Below are 19931 nucleotides of genomic sequence, written 5' to 3'. Positions count from 1 at the left end.
GTTGCTTATGCAATGGCTCGGGTGATTCGTTTGCCAATCTCGATGACCGGCTTTTCCAGCAACACATGCACGGCATACCCCACCCCAATCGTAGTCAGGCCCGCCAGGATCACCACTCCGACCGCGCCGAAGGGGGTCACGCTGACCACCTTGAACAACCGGCCAAAACTGGCGAGCACGAACGGGTGTGTCAGGTAGATCGCGTAGGAGGCATCGCCGATCTGCACCATCCAGTCCCGGCGCGTGGGCACGTGGCCTTTGGTGCGGCTTTGCCATTCCAGGGTCAGCCCGGCCAACATGAAGGCGCCATAGGACAGGCCAAAGCTCAGGACTCGGATCGGTTGTTCGCGGTTGAGTTGCCCCGAGTCGGCGAAGATCGACGCCAGCAATAGCAGGACACAGCCCGCCACGAACGGCGGCCAGAAGCCCCAGGCCCGGGCCCGCTGATAGATCTTGAAGACCCCGACCCCGATGGTGAATTGGATGATGAACAGCGAAAACAGGTGGTAGTCCCAGAAGTCGATCCCGCCGTGGACCCGCAGTGCCCATTTGGCCAGGGCCAGCACCGAGAGGGTCAGCATCACCCACGGCAAGGCGTTGATCGTGCTGAAGCGCATGACCAGGAAGACGATGGTGTAGAACACTATTTCATGTTCCAGCGTCCAGCCCACGAACAGGATCGGCAGGCCGGCTTGCGGCAGCATCAGCATCGACTTCAGCGCGCTGACCCAGTCGTGGCTGCCCGAGCCCATGGTCATGCTCGGGCTGTACAGCCACATCAGCACCACCAGCCCGGTAAACAGCACGTACAGCGGCACGATGCGAAAGACCCGGCTCAGGACCCAGCGCTTGGGCTGGAACGCACTGCCTGCCGAGACGTAGGTCATGATGAAACCGCTGATCACGAAGAACAGGTCGGGGGCCGAATACCCCACGCGCATGGCGTAGGTGCTGTGAAAGTCGGCCATCACCGGCAGTTTGCGGCCGATGTCTTCGACGTGCACCACCAACACCATCAGCACCGCCAGCCCACGCAGGCGCTGGACGCTGAGCAGCTCACCCTTGGCCACGGCCCAGGGCGCGATCGCCTTGCTGTAGAACCCGGCAAACTGGCGCAATACGGTCATACCCGCGCACTCCCGTAGATCAGTCCCAGGGGTGGATGGGCCGGTAAGTTGTGGGTGCACTGCTCATACAACGCGCGCAAGGCGCGGATGTGACCGTCGCGGCTGTGGTTGGCCTTGACCCACTCACGAGCGGCCCGCCCGAGCACCGCCAGGCGTTCGGGTTCGTCCAGGGCGCGCTGCAGGCCGGCGGCCAGGCCCTTGACACTGACATCGGTGACCAGCAGGCCGGTGTGGCCATCGCGCACGTAGTCGGCAATGCCGCCGACCGCGAACGCCAGTACCGGCGTCTCGAAGGCCATCGCTTCAATCCCCACCAAGGGACCGGGGTCGTCCCACACCGAAGGCAATACGAACAAGTCGGCGCCCTGGTAGTGCCCGGCCAGTTCTTCGGAGGCCAACCAGTCGATGAAGGTAATGCGCGAGGTCAGTTGCAGTTTTTCCGCCAGCCCACGGGCCGAAGCCAGGCGCGGGCCGCTGCTGATGGCGACCAGGCGCCAGTCACCCTGGATCTCGGCCAGGGCCTTGACCAACACCTCCAGGCCCTTGCCCTTGACGGCCTGGCCGGCAAACAGCAACTGCAGGGGACGTCCTTGCAGGGCAGGTTTGCCAACGGCCTGCGGCTGCTGGGCCTGTTGGTCGAACCGGCTGAAGTAAGGCACCACATGGACCCGCTGCTCGCTGAAGCCATTGATCCGCAGTACCCGGCCCATATGCTGGCTGCCAACCACGGCCCCGCGAAAGCGCTGGTACATCCCGCGTTCGTTGAGTTTGCCCGCCAGGTCCATCAGTCGTGGCATACGGCCACCGGCTTTCGGCGGACCGATCAGGCAACCATTCAAGGCGCAGGACCAGTCCAGCGGGCGCTGGCAACGATCTCCCGGAAAACGTCGACGGCCGCGGCGCAGGCACATCGACGTGTAGTCATGGAACGAGCGCATCAGCGCCAGGCCGCTGTTGGTCAATGCCGCCAGCAGGTCGCTGTCGCTGCACAGGTGCACGTGCACCAGGTCCGGCTCCCAGGCCTGGATGCGCTCCAGGGCCTGGCCGGGCGAATCGGCATCCCCCAGGCCGAGCAATTGCACCCCGGTGCAATCCAGGTGCGCCGGGACCTGTTGCCCCTGGTGCGCCACCAGGGTCCGGTCGCCCTGGGCGTTCAGTGCCCGGGCCAGGTCCAGCACGTAGTTGGGCAGGCCACCGATGCCCAGTTCCTCGACCAGCAGCATGATCTTCATCCAGCAACCTCTTGAGTCTTGACGCCGGTCAGCCCCAGGGCGCGGGCGGTACTGTCGGTCAGCCCCAGGCTCAGCAGCAGCACCAGGGTGAAGTGCATGTTTTGCAGCAGCAGCATGTCGACCATGGCAAACACGCAGTACGCGGTCAGGGTGCCCACCGCGGCCAGGGTGAAGGTGTCGCCGGGGTCGCCAACGCTGCGCTTCCAGCGCCGGATCAATTGCCTAAAGACCATGACAATGAAGGCCAGGTAGCTGAGCAGCCCCAGGGCGCCGGTGTCGGCGAGCAGCTCCAGGTAGGTGTTGTGGGCATGCGTCGACTGGTAGCCGAGTTCGACGTTGAGGGTCACGCCGCGGGCGTAGAATTCATCGCGGAAATTGCCCAGCCCGACCCCGATCAACGGGTTGTCGAACCACACGTCACGCACCACGCCCCAGATGGTCAGGCGGTCAATCACCGCATCCGGGCGGCCCGGCACCAGGCCGCTGAGGGTGCCGTCCCAACTGGGCCACAGGCCCAGGCCGATGGGGGCGATCACGGCCACCGCGATCAACCCCAGCACCAGGAATTTCCACAGCTGCGGGCGCAGCATCAGGCAGATCGCCAACAGGCACGCCAGCCCCCCGAGCAGCCCGCCTCGGGATTGGGCGGCCATCATCCCGGCGATGCTGATGACGATCCCCAGGCCCGCCAGGACCCTCAGGCCACCGCTGCGCGAGTTCAGCAGATGCGCCAGGGAGATGCTGAGCAGCATCACCAGGTACATGGCCAGGCCCTGCGCCCCACCAAAGGAACTGCCCGCCCGGCCGGAGATATCGAAGGTGTGGTGGATCGCCGGTTCGTCACCGCTGGGGCCAGGCACCGGGATGCCCAGCATGCCGGTGAGCGTGTGGCCGTGGGTGGCATACTCCACCAGGCCATCGATGGCAAAGAAGACCGGAGTGCAGATCAGGGTGATCGCGGCGAAACGCCAGAAGTCCTGATCCGGGCGAAATACCATCAACAGCACCGGCAACAGTACGAACCATTCGACGACCCGCAATGACTGCTTGATGCTGGCGCCGGGGGCGATGGAGCCCAGTTGTGCGAGGAACACCGCGATCAGGAAGGGCGTGATGGCGATGATCAGGAACGGTACGCGCATCCGCCCCAGGTGCGGCGCTTGCGGGCGTTGCAGCATGAACAGCCAGAGCAGCGCCCAGAGCACGACAAGCGCATCGGCGGCGTTCAGTGGAATGCCACCGACGGTCTTCTGGATCGGGATGGCCAGGCTGATCACAAAACCCAGGAATAACCATTGCGGCCGGCGGGCCAGCAGCAGGACGCCGCCGAAGGCCAACGACAAGGCCATGCCCGCCAGGGGCATGTAGACCGTGGTGAACGCCACCACCAACCCCAGAACCCCGGCCAGCACCACGCCCCGGCGCTGAGTCCGGTCATCGAGGGGCTCGTAGGGTGAGGGCTCAAACGCCATGGTCAACCACCTCGATGCGCAGGGGGTTGATCGACATCACCCGGGCATTGGCCCGCAGCAATGCCCGGGCTTCCTCGCGCCGCGCCGGCTGCAGGACGGCGGCCAGCAGGGTCTTGGCACTGGCGGCCAGCATCACCAGGTCGGTCAGCAGTTTGAGCAGCAGCACTTCGGCCAGGCTGCGGTGCTTGCGGTACAGCCGATAGCGGCTGCGGCGCAGCTCATAGCGCATGCGCAGTGCGGTTTCACTCGGCGCCTGGCGACGCTGGCCAGCGGGCGCGCGTCCGGAGGAGCTGCCGCCGTGGTGCAGAATCCGCGCGTCGGGCACCAGCAGCAACTCCCAGCCGGCGTTGCGGGCCCGTACGCACCAGTCGACGTCTTCGTCGTACATGAAGAAACCTTCGTCAAACAGCCCGACGCTTTGCAGCAATTCGCCGCGGATCAGCATGCAGGCGCCATGCAGGCGCTCAAGGCTGATGGGGGCCGACTGGCCGTTGGCCGGGAACTGCGGGCCGGTCAGCATGCGCTTGACCATCTGCGTCAGGCTGGGGAAACGGCAGGGGAAATCCTGGTCGGCGCCATCGCTGGCATTGACGACTCGGCCACTGACCGCGCCCACCTGCGGTTGCAGTTCGAGGACTTCGATCAGCCGGTCGAGGGTGCCGGCCTCGACCTGGGCATCACTGTTGAGCAGCAGCACGTAGTCGCTGCGCAAGCCGCGCAGGATCAGATTATTGCCGCCGCCAAAACCCAGGTTGTTTGGCGAGGCGATCAGTTGAATGTCCGGGCACTGCTGGGCGATGACCGACACGCTGTCATCGCCCGAAGCGTTATCGACCACGGCAATGGCCAGCGTTGCCCGGCTGGGCGGGAAACGCTTGAGCGATGCCACGCACTCGACCACCAGTTGCGGTGTGCGGTAATTGACGATGGAAACCGTGAGCGTCTTCATCACGCATACCCCTGGAGCAATCGACTCTCATCATGCAGGCGGGCGCCGAGGGCTTGGCAATGCTGCCTGAGCGCCGTGGCAGTCAGGCCCGGGATGCCATAGGTGGCCCGGGCGGCGGCGATATCCAGGCGGAACCCGTCGAATTCGCGCAGGTTGGTCACCAGTAACTCACCGCTGCCAAAACCTTCGATTAACCACTGGGCAATACGCCCGGTGGGCGTGCCGATGCCTGAGCCAAGATTGAAGATGCCTGGCTGCGGGTCTTGGGCGATTCGTGCCAGCCAACTGGCGAGGACTTCCACGGGGAGGAAATCGCGTTCGACGAAGGGGCTCATGTCCAGCACGATGCGCTGCTGGCCAAGCAGGCTGCGCAAGGCGATGGCGAAGAAGTTGCGCCGGCTTTCCTCAAGTTCGTAGCCGAAGATATTGCTCATGCGCACGATGGTCAGGCGCTCGCCGAGCATCTGCGTGATCGCCCGTTCGGTGATCAGTTTGCCGATCCCGTAGGTCGCCACGGGCTGGGGTTCCTGGGATTCGTGCAAGGCCTGGTCATTGATCGCGGGGCCGTACACCAGGCGTGAACTGGCCATGATGTAGCGCACCTGCGGCAGCGGTTCGATGCGCCGGGCCAGGGCCAGCTCGAAGTCCAGGGCGTGTTCGTAGCCGTTGCGCAGGGCGGGGTTGTACGCCAGGTTCAGCACCTGGCTGGCACCGTCGAGCCAGGTGTCGCTCGCGAGGGCTTCGCGGTGGCCGATAAACCCCCAGCCAGCCGTCTGCTCGCACTGGCGCAAGGCCTGGGCGATCAGGCTGGTATCCCCGACGACGACAATGCTCATGGCTGGTTCCAGAACATTGAATGCATGCTCATCCGCCGGCGCCATGCCAGCGGTACCCGTTGGTAACGCTCACCGAGCCAGTAGCCCAGGTACTTGCCCGCCGTGCGCAGCAGGATGGAAAAAACTGCCAGGGGCTGGCCGCGCTTGAGTGCAGCCTGGATCTCGACCTTGACGAACCGCAAGCCTTCGCCGGACGTCGACAGGCGCGCCTTGCTCAGTTCGCTGTCCATGGCAATCAGGGTGCCGATGTCGAAGTAGCGCTTGAATTCCTGGCTGATGCTGTAGTCGTGGCTGTGCACGGCCTGGGCCGCGGGTTCGTAGACCCGGGCATAACCCTTGCCGAGCAGGCGGATGGCTGCGGCCATGTCTTCGCCCAGGGGCAACTGTGTGGGGAATCCGCCGACGGCCTCCAGTGCGTCGCGACGATAGGCGGCAAAGGAGTTGGAGCAGAACACCGCCTTGATTCCGATACGCGCGATGTCTGCCTGGGTCGTGCGTTCATGACGATCGGGGTAATTGAACTCGCGAGCAAAACGTTCGGTGTCGGTGGCCTCCCGGCGCGGTAGCTGCTGGCCGTAGACCAGGGCCACCTGTGGGTCGGCAAAGGGCTTGAGCAAGCGTTGCAGCCAATCATCGCCCTGGGGGCAGGCATCTTGAGTGAGGTACACCAGGAACTCGCTGCCGGCGCACAACTGCAGCGCCAGGTTGCGGGTCTTGCCGTGGCCGAACTCACTGCGCTGGATGGTCACCAGGCGATGCCCGGCGGTCTCGATCATCTGCGGCGTCAGGTCGGTGGACGAGGAGTCGATGAACACCACCTCCCGAGGCGCCTGTTTCAGGGCGACGAGGGCCGGCAGCAGGGCCTTGAGGTGCTCCTGGGCATTTAGGGTCAGCACGATGATGCTGCTGCGCATTCCCAGATTGGCTTCCTCGTTCGGGCTGGCGACGGGCATCGATTCAAAATGCATTCTTGCCTCCCAACCCACCAAAGATGGTCTTGATCACGATCCACAAATCCAGCTCTGGCGACCAGTTCTGGATGTACTGCACGTCAAAGATGAAGCGCTCGGTCAGTGACTCTTCAGTGAAGGTATTGCCCCGTGAGCCATTGACCTGGGCCCAGCCGGTAATGCCTGGGCGGACCTTGTAGCGCTCGACGAAATCCACCACCACGTTCTCGTAGGTGCGGTCGCCGGCCTTGACGCCCGGCGGGTGAGGGCGTGGACCGATCACCGACATATCCCCCAGCAGCACATTGATGAACTGCGGGAACTCATCGAGGCTGGTGCGTCGGATGAAGTTGCCGATCCGGGTTACGCGGGCATCCTGGCGCTGGTTCAGGCAGATTTCGCCGGGCGTAGGGTCGAACCGCATGCTGCGAAATTTGTAGATCTGGAACAGGCGGTTGCGCAGGCCGTAGCGACCTTGGGTGAACAGCGCCGGCCCAGGCGACTCCAGGCGGATCAGGGCGCCTAGTACCAGGCCAATGGGCAGGAACAGCAACAGCACGACCGCCGAGAAGCTGATGTCGAACACCCGCTTGATCAACCGTCCTTCGATAGGCAAGGGGTTCATGCCCAGCAGCAACATGTTGCCGGGTCCGCTGTGCGGGCGACTGAGGAAGGGATGGCCGAGCACCGGCTCCTCGGGGGCGAGGTAGACGTTGCCCATCTGCCCGCGCAGGCGGGTGGCCAGCGAGCTGACCCGGTCGCCTGCCTGGTTGGGCAGGGCGATGATCACTCCGTCGATGTCCGGTGGCAGTTGGTCCAGCTGCGCGGTCCCCCCGGCGAGCAGGGGGAACGGCAGGGTGGAGGTATCAATGCGCGAGCTGCGGTCGTCGATGAAACCGATCACCACGATTTCCGGTTCCCGGGCGGTCAGGTAGCGCGCAATCGCCACGCCTTGCTCGCCAGCGCCGACGATGACCAGGCGCAGCTTGCGGTCCCAGGAGCGGGTGTAGCGCGACACGTACTGACCGGCCACTTGCGCAAAAAGCACCAGCATGATGAACAGCGCGAGGTAGGACCAGGGAGCCAGCATCGGCATCTGGCCGATCTCCATGAATACCAGCACCAGCAGGGTCACCAGTGCGCCGTTGAGCACCGAGCTGACCCAGCGCAGGGCTTTGCGGTCCTGGCGCGAAAAGCCTTTGTAGACCCGCACGGGCATCACCGCCGAGGCACAGACCACCACGAAACCGACCGTCCAGGCATCGGCCCACCAGCGATCCGTGAGCCACCAGTAGTGGACGTTGAGCAGCACGGTCGCGAGCAATCCTCCCAGCACCCGGCCCAGCCGAGTCAGGAGGATTTCCAGGCCAGCCAAGGCCGGGGCATCAAAACGGCGGGCCCTTTTTTTAGCACGCGTACCCTGCACCTGTGCGTCCGGGGCAGCGCCCGGGAGCGTTTCGCTAACTGACATGGAATATCCTCGCCTCAACTGCGCAAGTGACAACAACTCTGAGTCAGGAACTAAGGCCTTTGGAGAGCCCGTTGGAGACTTCCTGTACCGGCAGCAGGCCGGCGACTTCGACCTCGACGGCAACGGTCGCGGGCAACTCGCCAAACAACTCCGGGTAGCGCGCGAAGTTGTCGCGGTACCAGTCGACTAACATGCTGATGTCGTCGCTCAGGTTGTTTTTGGGCTTCCAGCCCATGTGCATGAGCTTGTCCCAGGACACTGAGTAACGCCCGTCGTTGAACGGCCGGTCGGGGATATAGGTAATGACGTCGCGCGAGGGTTTGTCGAAGGCCTTGCTGATAAGTTCGGCCACTTGCAGGTTGGTATATTCCTCGGTGGTGCCGATATTGTAGACCTCGCCGACTTCACCTTTTTCAGCCACGAACACCACCGCTTCGGCGAAGTCTTGTGCACTGAGGTAGTGCCGGCGATTGGTGCCATTACCATGCAGGGTCAGTTTGCGTCCGGTCAGCATGTGGCAGATAAAACGCGGGATGATCTTTTCCGGAAACTGGCGGATGCCATAGAGGTTGTTGGCCCGGATGATCACGATGGGTTCGTGGTAGGACTGCAGGTAACCCTGCAGGATCATCTCGGCCGCGGCCTTGGAGGATGAGTAGGGGTTGGTGGGGCGCAAGACCTCGTTTTCACTGGCCGCGCCTTCCATGACCTGCCCGTAGACCTCGTCGGTGCTGACATGGACGATCTTCCTGACCTTCTCCTGGCGGCAGGCTTCCATCAACGCATGGGTGCCCAGCACATTGGTTCGGGTGAACTCCAGGGAGTTGCCGAAAGAGTTATCCACATGGCTTTCGGCTGCGGCATGGATCACCAGGTCAGCGTCCTTGACCACCCTGCGGCACATATCCAGGTCGGCAACATCGCCGACCAGCAACTGCACGCGATTGGGAAACAAGTGATGGGAAATATTGCGAACATCGCCGGCGTAAGTCATCTTATCGAAGACCACAACTTTGGCGTCAGAGAAATGCCGGCAAACTTCGTCGACAATATGCGAGCCCGCAAAGCCGGCGCCGCCAGTTACTACTATCTTGCGCATGACGTTAACTCCTTGGCCAAAAACCTGAGTCTGATAAAACGTCCAATCCATTCGCCGACCCCTACTGCGCGGATCAAGGGTCCATAAGTGTTTTTTGTTACAGATAGCTCCAACGACAACAGCGAACTTGTGGCGTTTTGATACTTAATAGCCATTAGGCGAAGTTTGACTTTAGTCACTCACCTGTATTTCACCAGTGCAGCGGTTAGTTTTTTTTGCCATTACTTGGAACATAATCGCTAGCATCAAAAGGCCAGCAACATTTGCGCCACAATAGAACTGGGCCAGCAGCTCAAGCGACAACCGGTCGTGCCAGATCAAGGCCAGTACCAGCAGCACTGTCAGGTTGGTGCCGTGGTAGAACAGGTTGCTCACCGGCGCCCGCAAGGCCAGGAGCCCGAGTTGTATCGGTGCGGCGGCTGCCACGGCCAGCAGGCCGAAGGCCAGGTACACCAGCGCCGGCCCGCCTTTGCTGAAATCGGGTCCGTACAGCACGCCCAGTAACGGCTCCCCAGCCAGCCACGCCAGCAGCACGAACCCCAGGGCCGGCAGCAGGAATGGCAGCGCCCGCAGCAGCATATAGCGGAGCAAACGGGCCGGGCCTGCCTCTTGATAGTGCGCAATGAAGCGTGGGCGGAAATGATTGGTCAGGGCGATCAGCAGCGGGTTGATCAGGTTGGTGACCGCGATGCACGCCGCATACAGGCCGGCCATCGCCTGGCCGCCCCCCAGCAGCGCTAGCCAGGGGTACAGTTGCACGCTGGCGACATGGCACAACCCGCCGGCCACCAGCCAGCCGCCATAGCCGAGGAAGGCACGCCATTGAGTCGCCAGTTGCCTGATCGGTGGCCAGAAGAATGACGCCTGGGCCTGCGGCAGGTTCAGCGCAAAGGACAGGGCGCAAACCCCGGCGATGGCAAAGAACACTGTTTCAGCGCTGAGCCATCCACCCCAGGCTAAGACCCCGAGGGCGAGCAACTGGCCGACGGCACTGGTCAGGTCGAGGATCAGGGCTTGCCTGGAGCGGTTGATCACGTAGAAATGCCGCCGCAGAAATTCGCGCATCACCAGGCCCATCACCGCCAGGGGCAGGGCAGGCCAGAGCTCGCTGGGCAATCCCGCCCCGAATTGGTGCAGCAGGGTCAAGACCAACGCCACCACCAGGCCGAGCCCGGCGCTGCCCCACAAGGCGCTGCTGAACAGGGCGTGCGGCTCCCCTTCGCCACTGGCGCGCAGATAGGTGTAGGGCGTCGCGATCAGCGTGTCGCCCAACGAGATGATCAGGAAGCAGAAGCTCAAGCCCAGGGCGTAGGCGCCCAGGGCTTCTTGCGAGACGCAGCGACCCAGCACCAGGCCTGTGAGGAAGCTGGTCAGGCTCTGCGCCGCCTGGCCGCCGATCACCCAGAAAACGCCAAATCCACGACTACCCAGTCGTGCCCAAGAATGACTGCCAGACATAATTCCTGTCCTTGGAGATGGACTGTTGACGTATCACTCCCCGTCGTTGCTCGGGGGAGGGGCTGCGCAGGATGATCGCTAGTGAGTAAGGATTAGTATCACTTCGCCAGATTGGCAAATCCGTCGACGGAAAAAGCGGATGAGCGAGGGATCAACGCGCGCTATAGGTATTGAGAGCCTTTTCGATGCACTGCGCGGTTTTGCCGAAGGCCTGGACGGCGATGTCGGCAAACGCGCCGCCACCCTGGTCGGCGACCAGCAGCATGATCACTTTGCCTTTGTTGGTCAGCGAGCGCAGCAGCAAGTGCTCGCCGTCGAACAGCGAGCGCAGGCTGTCCGGCAAGTGGGCGCAAAACTGCGCTTGGTTGGCGGGTGTCAGGCGTAACTGCGCCGGTTGCGCCAGCAAGCGCTGCAGCACGCTGCTCTGGCCGACCGCCAGTTGCAGGGTGGCGCTGTCCTTGGGCAAGCCCCAGGTCTGGTGGACACGCAGGTTGCTCTGGGTGCGGTCGGCCATCAGCAGCATGACCCGGCGCATGCCGCAGGCCGCCAAGGCATCCCGGGCGCAGGTGGTCAGGTGCAGGGCATTGCTGAAGGGGCTCGGCTCGGCCAGCAGTTGGGCACAGTGTTTGCGCCAGCGCTGCAGGTCCTCGGCCGAGGGCGCGGCGGGAGCCTGTTCGCCGCGACCCTGGCCATCTTCCCAGGGCCACAGCAGCGCCTCGGCCGGGTGCCAGAGGTCGGGCTGGCCGTGATTGCGTGCGCTTTGCGCGGCCTGTTGGTGCTGTTGCTGCTGCACCTCATCCATCGGCATTTGCAGGTAGAGGCTGGTCAGGTACTGCCAGCGCCGGGTGTGCGGGCCGACCCAGGATTGCTGGGCCGACAGCGCCAGGCCGTTGGCCAGCAGCACGCTGTTGGCGGGCTGGTTGAGCCAGCGGCGCAAGGTCGGATCGTCATCCAGGCGGTTTTGCTGGCGCAGTGGATGGTCGGCGTCACGGGCAATGTGCAGCACTTGCACCAGCTCGCGTTGCTCGGTGAGCAGCAGGCGATAGCCCTGGGCGACCCAGAAGGGCAAGCGCCAGAGCTCCACCAGCACCTGGCAGAGTTCCAGCAGGCGTACCCCGAACAGCTGTTTTTCGACCTTGTGCGCTGCCTCGCCCTGGTGGATCACCCGGCGCTCCCACTCCTGCAGCAACTGTGGGTGACTCAGGGCCAGCGGCCACAGGGGGGCCAGAAACAACAGGCTGCCCCAGTGGATGTCCTGCCACAGGCGCGCCAGGCGGCTGGCAAAAAAACCGTTGGCCTGTTGCGAGGCGTGCTGGCTGATCAGTTGCAGCTTGCGTAGTGCCGGCGGGATATCGCGCTCGGGCATGGCGGGCAGGCGTGCCAGGAGTTCGGCGGTGCGTTTGAGGCCCAGGCGAGTGAGCGCCACTTCCAGGTTTTCACAAGGCTCGCTGAGGCTGCCGTGGGCGTGGCGATTGGCCTCGCGGATCACGCTCAGGGCCAGGGCTGGACTGCCCTGAATCAAGTCGGCGATATCGCGCAGGGAGCTGCGACTGCTGTTGATGGCTTTGCACACGCGGTCATGGCTGGCCTGCGGTACGGGCAAGACCACAGCGTCGAGACGCTGGACCCAGTCCTGCAGGGTGGAGGGGCTTGCCGGTGGGACGTTCGTTTCATTAACCATGGTCGGGCGCGATCATCGTTGACTTCAAACACGCCCGGGGCGGGGCAAATTGGCTTTTCGCCATAACTGGCTATAGTCTGGCGCAGTTTTGCCGATAAGTAGAAGAAGAGATTGTTTAACTTCCGAATATGACCTTGAACCCGACTTAAGTAAGTACCTTCTACCTATGGCTAAAATTATCGGCATCATCGTCGTATTCGCGAGCGTGCTCGGCGGATACGTGCTTTCCCATGGCAAGATTGCCGCCCTGATCCAGCCCTTCGAGGTGTTGATCATCGGCGGCGCAGCCCTGGGTGCATTCCTCCAGGCCAACCCCGGCTACATGACCATGCACGTGCTCAAGAAGTCCCTGAGCATGTTCAGCACACGCTTCACCCACGCCTTCTACCTGGAGGTACTGGGCCTGATCTACGAGATCCTCAACAAGAGCCGCCGCGAAGGCATGATGGCGATTGAAGGGGATATCGAGGACGCCGCCGCCAGCCCGATTTTTGCCAAGTACCCGACGGTGCTCAAGGACGAGCGCATGACTGCGTTTATCTGCGACTACTTGCGCATCATGTCGTCCGGCAACATGGCGCCCCATGAGCTCGAAGGCCTGTTCGACATGGAGCTGTACAGTCTCAAGGAAGACCTGGAACACCCCTCCCATGCAGTCAACGGCATTGCCGATGCGATGCCCGGTTTTGGTATCGTCGCGGCGGTACTGGGGATCGTGGTCACCATGGCCTCGCTGGGTGAGGGCGACCAGAAGTCCATCGGCCTGCACGTCGGTGCGGCACTGGTGGGGACCTTCTTCGGTATTCTCGCCGCCTACGGTTTTTTTGGTCCGCTGGCCCATTCCCTGGCCCACGACGCCAAGGAAGAGCTGAACGTCTACGAAGCCATAAAGGCCTCGCTGGTGGCCTCGGCTTCCGGCATGCCGCCGTCGCTGGCGGTGGAATTCGGGCGCAAGGTGCTGTACCCGGCGCACCGTCCTAGCTTCGCCGAGCTGGAACAAGCAGTTCGCGGTCGCTGAGTCATGGAAAACAATCAGCCGATAATCATCAAGCGCGTCAAGCGCATCGCGGCCGGGCATCACGGGGGCGCCTGGAAAATCGCGTTCGCTGACTTCGCGACGGCGATGATGGCGTTTTTCCTGGTGCTGTGGCTGCTGTCCACGGCCACGCCGGAGCAGAAGATCGCCATTGCCGGCTACTTCAAGGACCCGATCGGCTTCACCGAGAGCGGTACGCCCTACGTCATCGACCTCGGCGGTTCGCCGGAGCTGGCGCCGGACAAGACCCTCAACCCTGAGGCCAAATTCCAGCCGCAGCCGGACAAGGTGACGGTCGATACCGAGCAGGCCGAAGGCGTGGCCGAACAGGTCGAGCAGGAACGCCTCGAGTTGCTGCTGCAGGAGTTGCAGAACAAGGTCGAGGAAAACCCGCAACTGCAGAAATTCAAGGACCAGATCCTGTTCGAGATCACCCCGGATGGCTTGCGCATCCAGATCATCGATTCGGAAAACCGGCCGATGTTCGACTCCGGCAGTGCACGCCTCAAGCCGTACTTCGAAGACATCCTGCTGGCCATGGCGGACACCATCAAGGCGGTGCCCAACAAGATCAGTATCAGCGGCCACACCGATGCCAAGCCTTATACCGGCAGTGGTGATTTCGGCAACTGGGAGCTGTCGTCCAACCGTGCCAACGCCGCGCGACGAGCGCTGGTGGCTGGCAGCTATCCGCAAACGCAGGTGGCGCGGGTGGTGGGCTACGCTTCGTCGGCCATGTTCGACCGCAAGAATCCGTTCAACCCGGTCAACCGCCGGATCGACATTGTGGTCCTGACCAAGAAGGCCCAGCGTGCCATCGAAGGTGAACAAGGCGCCGAGCCGGCGCCGGTGCCGACCCAAGGCCAAGGGGCCCCGGGCGAAGTGCCGGCAGTGCCAGTCGACCCGGATGCCTTGCCCGCAGACCAGCAACCGCTGCCAGCCCATGAGCTGCGCGAGCGCTTGAATCTGTTTGATGATCCGCTGCCCAAGCCATCTGAAACCCCCAAGCAGTGATCCATAAAAAAGCCGACAGCGATGTCGGCTTTTTCATGCTCGCCGTTCGCTTCAAAAGCCGCGGCGGACCCTGGCCTTGAGTTCGGTATGGAAGCGATCTGCATTAGTCCGGTTGTTCGAGCGTAGCGACTCGTTGCTGACGATCGAGTCCAGCGTCATTGCGCGTCTGCTTGTCTGCTCGTCGCGGTAGGCGTCGATAAAGAAATCGAGGTCGGCAATCCTCGACAGTTTTGGCCACTTGTCGAGGTACTCGGGCAGTTCTCCGGCGCCGGTCTTGAATGAGCAGATTCGCCGGTCACTGATGGTCGCCTCGCCAATTTCGAAGGGTACCCACCAGGAGTGCGCGGTTTTGTCCGACACCACTGCGAGCAAATGGCTGCACTCGGTAATGTTGCGGGTAATTACCCCGGTGATGTCGTCGGTGGTTTGCGATTCAGGATCCAGTACATCCAGATAGGTTTTTATCCCAGCCTGGCTCAGCCGTTCGTTGATGGTCATGGCGATGGGGCGGTCGGTGTGGCGGTAGCTGATAAACACAGGCATCAGAAGTGTCCCTTGATCGCGAGTTCGCGGTAATAGGCGCCGAGTGCAGTGAGCCGGCAACCGGTGGCGTTGATGGCGGCGTAGTACATGTGCTCGGCGTCAACTGGCTCGACCAGGCTGTGGCGATTGCACTTTTGCAGTTGGGCGAAAATGTCGCCGTTTTCCGGATCGAAGGCGGCGTCGGTGGGTTCGAAGCTGGGGTCCAGAGGGAAGACAAAACTTGGCTCGGTAAACCAGAGGGGCAGTTTTCGCAGTATGTCCTCGGCGATCAGTGGCGCGACTTCGCGCAAGGCAACGAATTGCGACACGTTGGTCTTGAAGACTGGACGCTGCTCCCACGCGCCCAGCGCGTTGTCGACAAACGAGTAGACGCTGCCGGGCGTGACTTTGCCCAGTACGTTGGCCGCGCCGCCATGCAATGCCTGCAGTAGCAGGCCGGTAAAAACGCCGTGGCCGGCCCTCTCCATCGCTGGCTGCTCTTTCTTGCACGCGGTGAGGATGGTCAAGCCCTCACCGATCATGCTGCTGCCGCCCCTTAAGCCGCGGACATCGGCGGCTGCGCCGGCTTCACAGCAGTCGAGAATGATGATTTTGTTTTTGATCTGGGTGGCATTGCCGGCCCAGAGGAGAATGTCGCTGATGCGGATGCCGTCACCGCTGCCTTGGAAATCCTGGGGGATCAGCAACCCCTCATCAATGTTCGTATCAAATTGTCCGTGGCCGGCGAAGTACAACAGGGCGACATCACAATCCCCGGAGAACAACTCTTGAATGCTCTGCTTCAATAGCCGGCCGGTCAGGACTTCTTCGGCCGAGGTCATGATCTTGTTGCTGAAATTGGGTCGGCCGCTGGCATGGCGCTCCAGCAGGGATGCCATGGCCATGGCGTCGTTGTTGCAGCCGCTCAGTTGGGTGACGTGGCTGTAGTGGTTGATCCCGATGAACAATCCCTTGCGCATGGTTACACCGCCGTGTGCTGGCGGATCGCGTTGACAATGCTGTTGGTGTTCCACGCACATTCGGCGTGCGCCGCGTCACGCACCACCGTCGACGTGCGCTCGGCGGCGAAAGGCCTGATCGCGATGATCACCTTGCCAAGGCGTTTGGCAATCTCGATTTCCTTGTTGATCCACTTGCTGTACGTCGAATACACGCCCGCCATGATCAACACCGCAGAGCAGGGGCGGATCTTGTTTTCGATCGCCAGCTCCAGTTGCATGTCGTTCAAGGCGCCGACGATCGGATTCTGCGGCGGCACCGAGAAGTTCTTGAAGGAAAAGCTCGGGTGTGCGCTGAGCAACTCCACCAGCCGGTCGTGTTTGTCGGCGTGGTTCCACGAGTGGCTGATGAACAGATGATAGGTTTGCATGGGTTTCCCTCGGTATCGCCTGAATGCGAGAGAGACTGAATGTATGCACTTGAATGGGCGTCGCAAGACCGGCAGAGAGAAAGAGAATCGCCCTACAAGCAGGCGTGCGCGGGCCTTACAGAAAATTCCGATGTTTAAAAGGTGCAGGGATTTGTCGGGCGACATGAACCACCCGCCGCTCCATCAGTGCTGGAGCGGCGAGCGCGTCTGTTTAGTAGCTGGTTTCAGGCAGGCTGGCGATGATCGAGCGGTAGCTGTTCATCCGCTGCTGCTGCACGCGGCCGTCTTCCAGGGCCTTGAGCAGGGCGCAGCCAGGTTCGCGGTCGTGTTTGCAGTCGCGGAAGCGGCAGGTGCCGATCAAGTCGTTGAACTCGATGAAGCCGGCTTCGACGTCGGCGCGGCTGACGTGGCCCAGGCCGAATTCACGAATGCCCGGGGAGTCGATCAGATCACCGCCACCTGGGAAGTGGAACAACCGCGCGGTGGTGGTGGTGTGGGTGCCCTGGCCCGACAGCTCGGACAGCGGCCCGACGCGGGTTTCGACTTCCGGTAGCAGGCTGTTGACCAGCGACGACTTGCCGACGCCGGACTGGCCGACAAACACACTGATGCGTCCGTCCAGCTGCTGTTGCAGGGTTTCCATGCCATTGCCGTGGTGCGCCGAGACTTCCAGGACCGGGTAGCCGAGGGTGCGGTACACCGCCAGCAGGGCGTTGAGCGCCGGGGCGTTGTGCTCGTCGATCAGGTCGAATTTGTTGAGCAGCAACAGCGGGCGGATGCCGGCGTGTTCGGCAGCTACCAGGTAGCGGTCGATCAGGTTGGCGTGGGGCTCGGGCAGCGGGGCGAAGACGATGACGATCATGTCGACGTTGGCCGCGACCGGCTTCAGTTGGCCGCGACTGTCCGGACGGCACAGCTCGGTGTTGCGTGGCAGTTGCGCGACGATCACGCCGATGCCCTGGTTGCCGGCACGCCAGACGACCTGGTCGCCGGTTACCAGTGCGGGCAGGTTGGCGCGCAAGTGGCAGCGGAACACCTGGCCGGCCAGTTCGCCTTCGCAAGCCTCGACCTCGACCTGGACGCCGAAGTGGGCGATGACCAGGCCGGTTTGCTCGGGACCAAGGTCGCCACCCTCCAGCGCTTGCACGGCGCTGGATTCGCGTTTGGCGGCGCGGGCAGCGCGCTCGCCTTGAATTTTTTCGATGCGCCAGTTTTGACGACGATTGAGTTGGCGTTTGGCCATGGGTGTTCCGTGTTGATAATGCAGCGATTAGGTAAAGCGGCCGCGAGTTTAGCACGCCCAGGGGGTTGCCTAGGCTAAACTGCGCAACACTGCTTAGGAGCCGACACATGCAAAACCCACAGAATCTGATCTGGATCGATCTGGAAATGACCGGTCTGAACCCTGACACCGACGTCATCATCGAGATGGCAACGATTGTCACCGACAGCAATCTCAACACCCTGGCTGAAGGCCCGGTGATCGCGATTCACCACAGCGACGAGATCCTGGCCGGCATGGACGAGTGGAACACCCGTCAACACGGCGGTTCCGGGTTGACCCAGCGGGTGCGCGACAGCCGCATCAGCATGGCCGAAGCCGAAGCCCAGACGATCGCGTTTCTGGAACAGTGGGTACCCAAGGGCAAGTCGCCGATCTGCGGCAACAGCATCTGCCAGGACCGACGCTTCCTTTATACCCACATGAAATCCCTGGAAAGCTATTTCCACTACCGCAATCTCGACGTTTCGACTCTCAAAGAGTTGGCTGCCCGCTGGGCACCGGACGTGCGCGACAGCTTCAAGAAGGGCAGCACCCACCTGGCCCTGGACGACATCCGCGAATCCATCGCCGAGCTGCAGCACTACCGCCAGCATTTCATCAAGGCCTGACCCGGTAAAGCAGGCTGATCAGCATATGCCCTCTTCTGGTGCGGATCCGAAATGGCTAGACTGCGCGCCTTCCTGCAAGGACCGCCACCATGTTGCTGATGCTCTACCTGATTGCCATTACCGCTGAAGCCATGACTGGCGCGTTGTCTGCCGGCCGTCGGGGCATGGATTGGTTCGGTGTGGTGCTGATCGCCTGCGTCACCGCCCTGGGCGGCGGTTCGGTGCGTGATGTGCTGCTGGGGCATTACCCGCTGACCTGGGTCAAGCACCCGGAGTACCTGGTGCTGACGTCGGTGGCGGCGATGTTCACGGTGTTCACCGCGCGTTGGATGCGCCACCTGCGCTCGCTGTTCCTGGTGCTAGACGCCGTGGGGCTGGTGGCCTTTACCCTGATCGGCTGCATGACCGCCCTGGAAATGGGCCACGGCATGCTGGTGGCGTCTGTCAGCGGGGTGATCACCGGGGTATTCGGCGGCATCCTGCGCGACATCTTCTGCAACGACATCCCGCTGATCTTCCGTCGCGAACTTTACGCTAGCGTCTCGTTTGCGGCTGCCTGGTGCTACATGTTCTGCCTGTACCTGGAGCTGCCGGGTGAGCAGGCGATCCTGATCACCCTGTTCGGCGGATTCCTGCTGCGTTTGCTGGCGATCCGTTTTCATTGGGAAATGCCCAAGTTCGTCTATAACGACGAAGCCTGATGTTGCTCAAGGGCCCATTGCACGTGCTCGCGCACCAGTTCTGAAGGGTGCTCGGCCCGGGCCTTCAAGGCTTCCAGCACCGGAATACTCGACGGCGCGTTACCCAGGCCCACGGCCAGGTTGCGCAGCCAGCGTTCATAACCGGCACGGCGCAGGGGCGAGCCTTCGGTGCTGCTGAGGAATTTGTCTTCATCCCACAGGAACAGCTCGGCCAGGCCGGCATTGTCCAGGTTGTGGCGGGGCTTGAAGTCACTTTCGCCACTGGGGCGGGCGAAGCGGTTCCAGGGACAGACGATCTGGCAATCGTCGCAGCCGAACACCCGGTTACCGATCAACGGACGCAATTCTTCGGGAATCGGGCCTTTCAGTTCGATGGTCAGGTAGGAAATACAGCGTCGCGCATCCAGTACGTAGGGGCCGACAAAGGCGTTGGTCGGGCAGATGTCCAGGCAGGCGGTGCAGCGCCCGCAATGTTCCGTGCTGTGGGGCGGGTCCACGGGCAGCGGCAGGTCGACGAACAGTTCGCTCAAAAAGAAGTAGCTGCCGGCCTTGCGGTTTAGCACCAGGGTGTTTTTCCCGATCCAGCCCAGGCCGGCCTGCTCGGCGATGGCTTTTTCCAACACCGGTGCACTGTCGACGAAGGCGCGATAGCCGAACGGGCCGATCAGCGCCTGGATCTTTTCTGCCAGTTGCTGCACGCGCTTGCGGATCAGCTTGTGGTAGTCGCGGCCCAGGGCGTAGCGCGAGACGTAGGCTTTTTCCGGTTGGGCCAGTAGCTGCGCCATGTTGGTATCGCCTGGCAGGTAGTCCATGCGCAGCGAGACCACACGCAAGGTGCCCGGCACCAGCTCCTCGGGATGTGAGCGTTTGCTGCCGTGGGCGCCCATGTATTCCATTTCGCCGTGATAGCCAGCGGCAAGCCAGCGCTCCAGGTGCTGCTCATGCTCAGCCAGGTCCAGACCGCTGATGCCGACTTGTTGAAAGCCCAGTTCGCGGCCCCAGTCCTTGATCGATTGGGCGAGCGCGGGGAGGTCTGTAGTAATTGCAGGCATGAGACAAGAGAAACCGGAGCTGAGGTGCGTATAATTCTGCCAGACATC

The 19931-nt window shown here is 62.6% G+C and carries 19 protein-coding genes; 4 read left to right on the top strand and 15 right to left on the bottom strand.

All coding sequences use genetic code 11. The features are described 5' to 3' along the window. Positions 1-5 precede the first annotated feature (5 nt). From ACIOVD_RS19445 to ACIOVD_RS19400, 10 genes are all read right to left on the bottom strand, one after another. On the bottom strand, positions 6-1127 hold the full coding sequence (locus ACIOVD_RS19445) for an acyltransferase (RefSeq protein WP_159993420.1): 1122 nt from the start codon (positions 1125-1127) through the stop codon (positions 6-8). Next, positions 1124-2359: a glycosyltransferase family 4 protein gene (locus tag ACIOVD_RS19440; protein WP_401129673.1), complete on the bottom strand. Its 1236-nt coding sequence runs from the start codon at positions 2357-2359 to the stop codon at positions 1124-1126. The genes ACIOVD_RS19445 and ACIOVD_RS19440 overlap by 4 nt, the downstream gene beginning before the upstream one ends. Further along, the gene (locus tag ACIOVD_RS19435) at positions 2356-3831 is read right to left on the bottom strand and encodes an O-antigen ligase family protein (protein WP_401129671.1); all 1476 of its coding nucleotides are present in this window, start codon (positions 3829-3831) and stop codon (positions 2356-2358) included. Before ACIOVD_RS19435 ends, ACIOVD_RS19440 begins: the two co-directional genes overlap by 4 nt. After that, entirely contained in the window at positions 3821-4780 is a 960-nt protein-coding gene (locus ACIOVD_RS19430; RefSeq protein WP_401129669.1) for a glycosyltransferase family 2 protein, read from the bottom strand. Before ACIOVD_RS19430 ends, ACIOVD_RS19435 begins: the two co-directional genes overlap by 11 nt. Beyond that, entirely contained in the window at positions 4780-5616 is an 837-nt protein-coding gene (locus ACIOVD_RS19425; protein WP_401129667.1) for an NAD-dependent epimerase/dehydratase family protein, read from the bottom strand. The genes ACIOVD_RS19430 and ACIOVD_RS19425 overlap by 1 nt, the downstream gene beginning before the upstream one ends. After that, positions 5613-6584: a glycosyltransferase family 2 protein gene (locus tag ACIOVD_RS19420; protein WP_401129665.1), complete on the bottom strand. Its 972-nt coding sequence runs from the start codon at positions 6582-6584 to the stop codon at positions 5613-5615. Before ACIOVD_RS19420 ends, ACIOVD_RS19425 begins: the two co-directional genes overlap by 4 nt. Further along, positions 6574-8037, bottom strand: a complete 1464-nt coding sequence (locus ACIOVD_RS19415; RefSeq protein WP_095169591.1) for an exopolysaccharide biosynthesis polyprenyl glycosylphosphotransferase — start codon at positions 8035-8037, stop codon at positions 6574-6576. Before ACIOVD_RS19415 ends, ACIOVD_RS19420 begins: the two co-directional genes overlap by 11 nt. Positions 8038-8080: 43 nt before the next feature. After that, on the bottom strand, positions 8081-9136 hold the full coding sequence (locus ACIOVD_RS19410; protein ID WP_095169590.1) for a GDP-mannose 4,6-dehydratase: 1056 nt from the start codon (positions 9134-9136) through the stop codon (positions 8081-8083). A 171-nt stretch (positions 9137-9307) separates the two neighbouring features. Further along, positions 9308-10594 carry a hypothetical protein gene (locus tag ACIOVD_RS19405; protein WP_320333507.1) on the bottom strand — a complete coding sequence of 429 codons (1287 nt, stop codon included), beginning with the start codon at positions 10592-10594 and terminating at the stop codon, positions 9308-9310. Positions 10595-10745: 151 nt separating this feature from the next. Beyond that, entirely contained in the window at positions 10746-12275 is a 1530-nt protein-coding gene (locus ACIOVD_RS19400; RefSeq protein ID WP_401129662.1) for an HDOD domain-containing protein, read from the bottom strand. A gap of 166 nt (positions 12276-12441) precedes the next feature. On the opposite strand from ACIOVD_RS19400, the gene motA reads away from it, so the two are divergent. Together motA and motB are read left to right on the top strand one after the other, a co-directional pair. Next, on the top strand, positions 12442-13293 hold the full coding sequence (gene motA, locus ACIOVD_RS19395; protein ID WP_095169587.1) for a flagellar motor stator protein MotA: 852 nt from the start codon (positions 12442-12444) through the stop codon (positions 13291-13293). A 3-nt stretch (positions 13294-13296) separates the two neighbouring features. Then, complete coding sequence (motB, locus tag ACIOVD_RS19390) at positions 13297-14325, top strand: flagellar motor protein MotB (protein ID WP_401129660.1); 1029 nt, start codon at positions 13297-13299, stop codon at positions 14323-14325. A gap of 51 nt (positions 14326-14376) precedes the next feature. Here motB and ACIOVD_RS19385 read toward each other — a convergent pair whose 3' ends face one another. The 4 genes from ACIOVD_RS19385 to rsgA all read right to left on the bottom strand — a co-directional run bounded on the left by ACIOVD_RS19385 (position 14377) and on the right by rsgA (position 17480). Then, a complete protein-coding gene (locus ACIOVD_RS19385) occupies positions 14377-14868 on the bottom strand; it encodes a toll/interleukin-1 receptor domain-containing protein (RefSeq protein ID WP_095169585.1) in 492 nt (163 codons plus the stop codon). Continuing rightward, entirely contained in the window at positions 14868-15827 is a 960-nt protein-coding gene (locus tag ACIOVD_RS19380) for a caspase family protein (RefSeq protein WP_095169584.1), read from the bottom strand. Before ACIOVD_RS19380 ends, ACIOVD_RS19385 begins: the two co-directional genes overlap by 1 nt. Positions 15828-15829: 2 nt before the next feature. Beyond that, entirely contained in the window at positions 15830-16237 is a 408-nt protein-coding gene (locus ACIOVD_RS19375; protein ID WP_095169583.1) for a TIR domain-containing protein, read from the bottom strand. A 211-nt stretch (positions 16238-16448) separates the two neighbouring features. Next, positions 16449-17480, bottom strand: coding sequence for a small ribosomal subunit biogenesis GTPase RsgA (gene rsgA / locus ACIOVD_RS19370; protein WP_401129657.1), 1032 nt, complete (start codon positions 17478-17480; stop codon positions 16449-16451). A gap of 107 nt (positions 17481-17587) precedes the next feature. Here rsgA and orn point away from each other — a divergent pair, with 107 nt between their 5' ends. Both orn and ACIOVD_RS19360 read left to right on the top strand, forming a co-directional pair. Further along, the gene (gene orn, locus ACIOVD_RS19365; protein WP_095169581.1) at positions 17588-18130 is read left to right on the top strand and encodes an oligoribonuclease; all 543 of its coding nucleotides are present in this window, start codon (positions 17588-17590) and stop codon (positions 18128-18130) included. 89 nt (positions 18131-18219) lie between these two features. Beyond that, entirely contained in the window at positions 18220-18831 is a 612-nt protein-coding gene (locus ACIOVD_RS19360; protein ID WP_095169580.1) for a trimeric intracellular cation channel family protein, read from the top strand. On the opposite strand, the gene queG is transcribed toward ACIOVD_RS19360, so the two are convergent. Continuing rightward, a complete protein-coding gene (gene queG / locus ACIOVD_RS19355; RefSeq protein ID WP_095169579.1) occupies positions 18813-19883 on the bottom strand; it encodes a tRNA epoxyqueuosine(34) reductase QueG in 1071 nt (356 codons plus the stop codon). The two genes, ACIOVD_RS19360 and queG, sit on opposite strands and share 19 nt — an antisense overlap. Between the last annotated feature and the right edge of the window lie 48 nt (positions 19884-19931).

Origin of the sequence: Pseudomonas sp. NPDC087626, assembly GCF_044743405.1 — a bacterium.
Classification (GTDB): domain Bacteria; phylum Pseudomonadota; class Gammaproteobacteria; order Pseudomonadales; family Pseudomonadaceae; genus Aquipseudomonas.
This window is presented reverse-complemented; position numbering and strand designations above follow the sequence as displayed.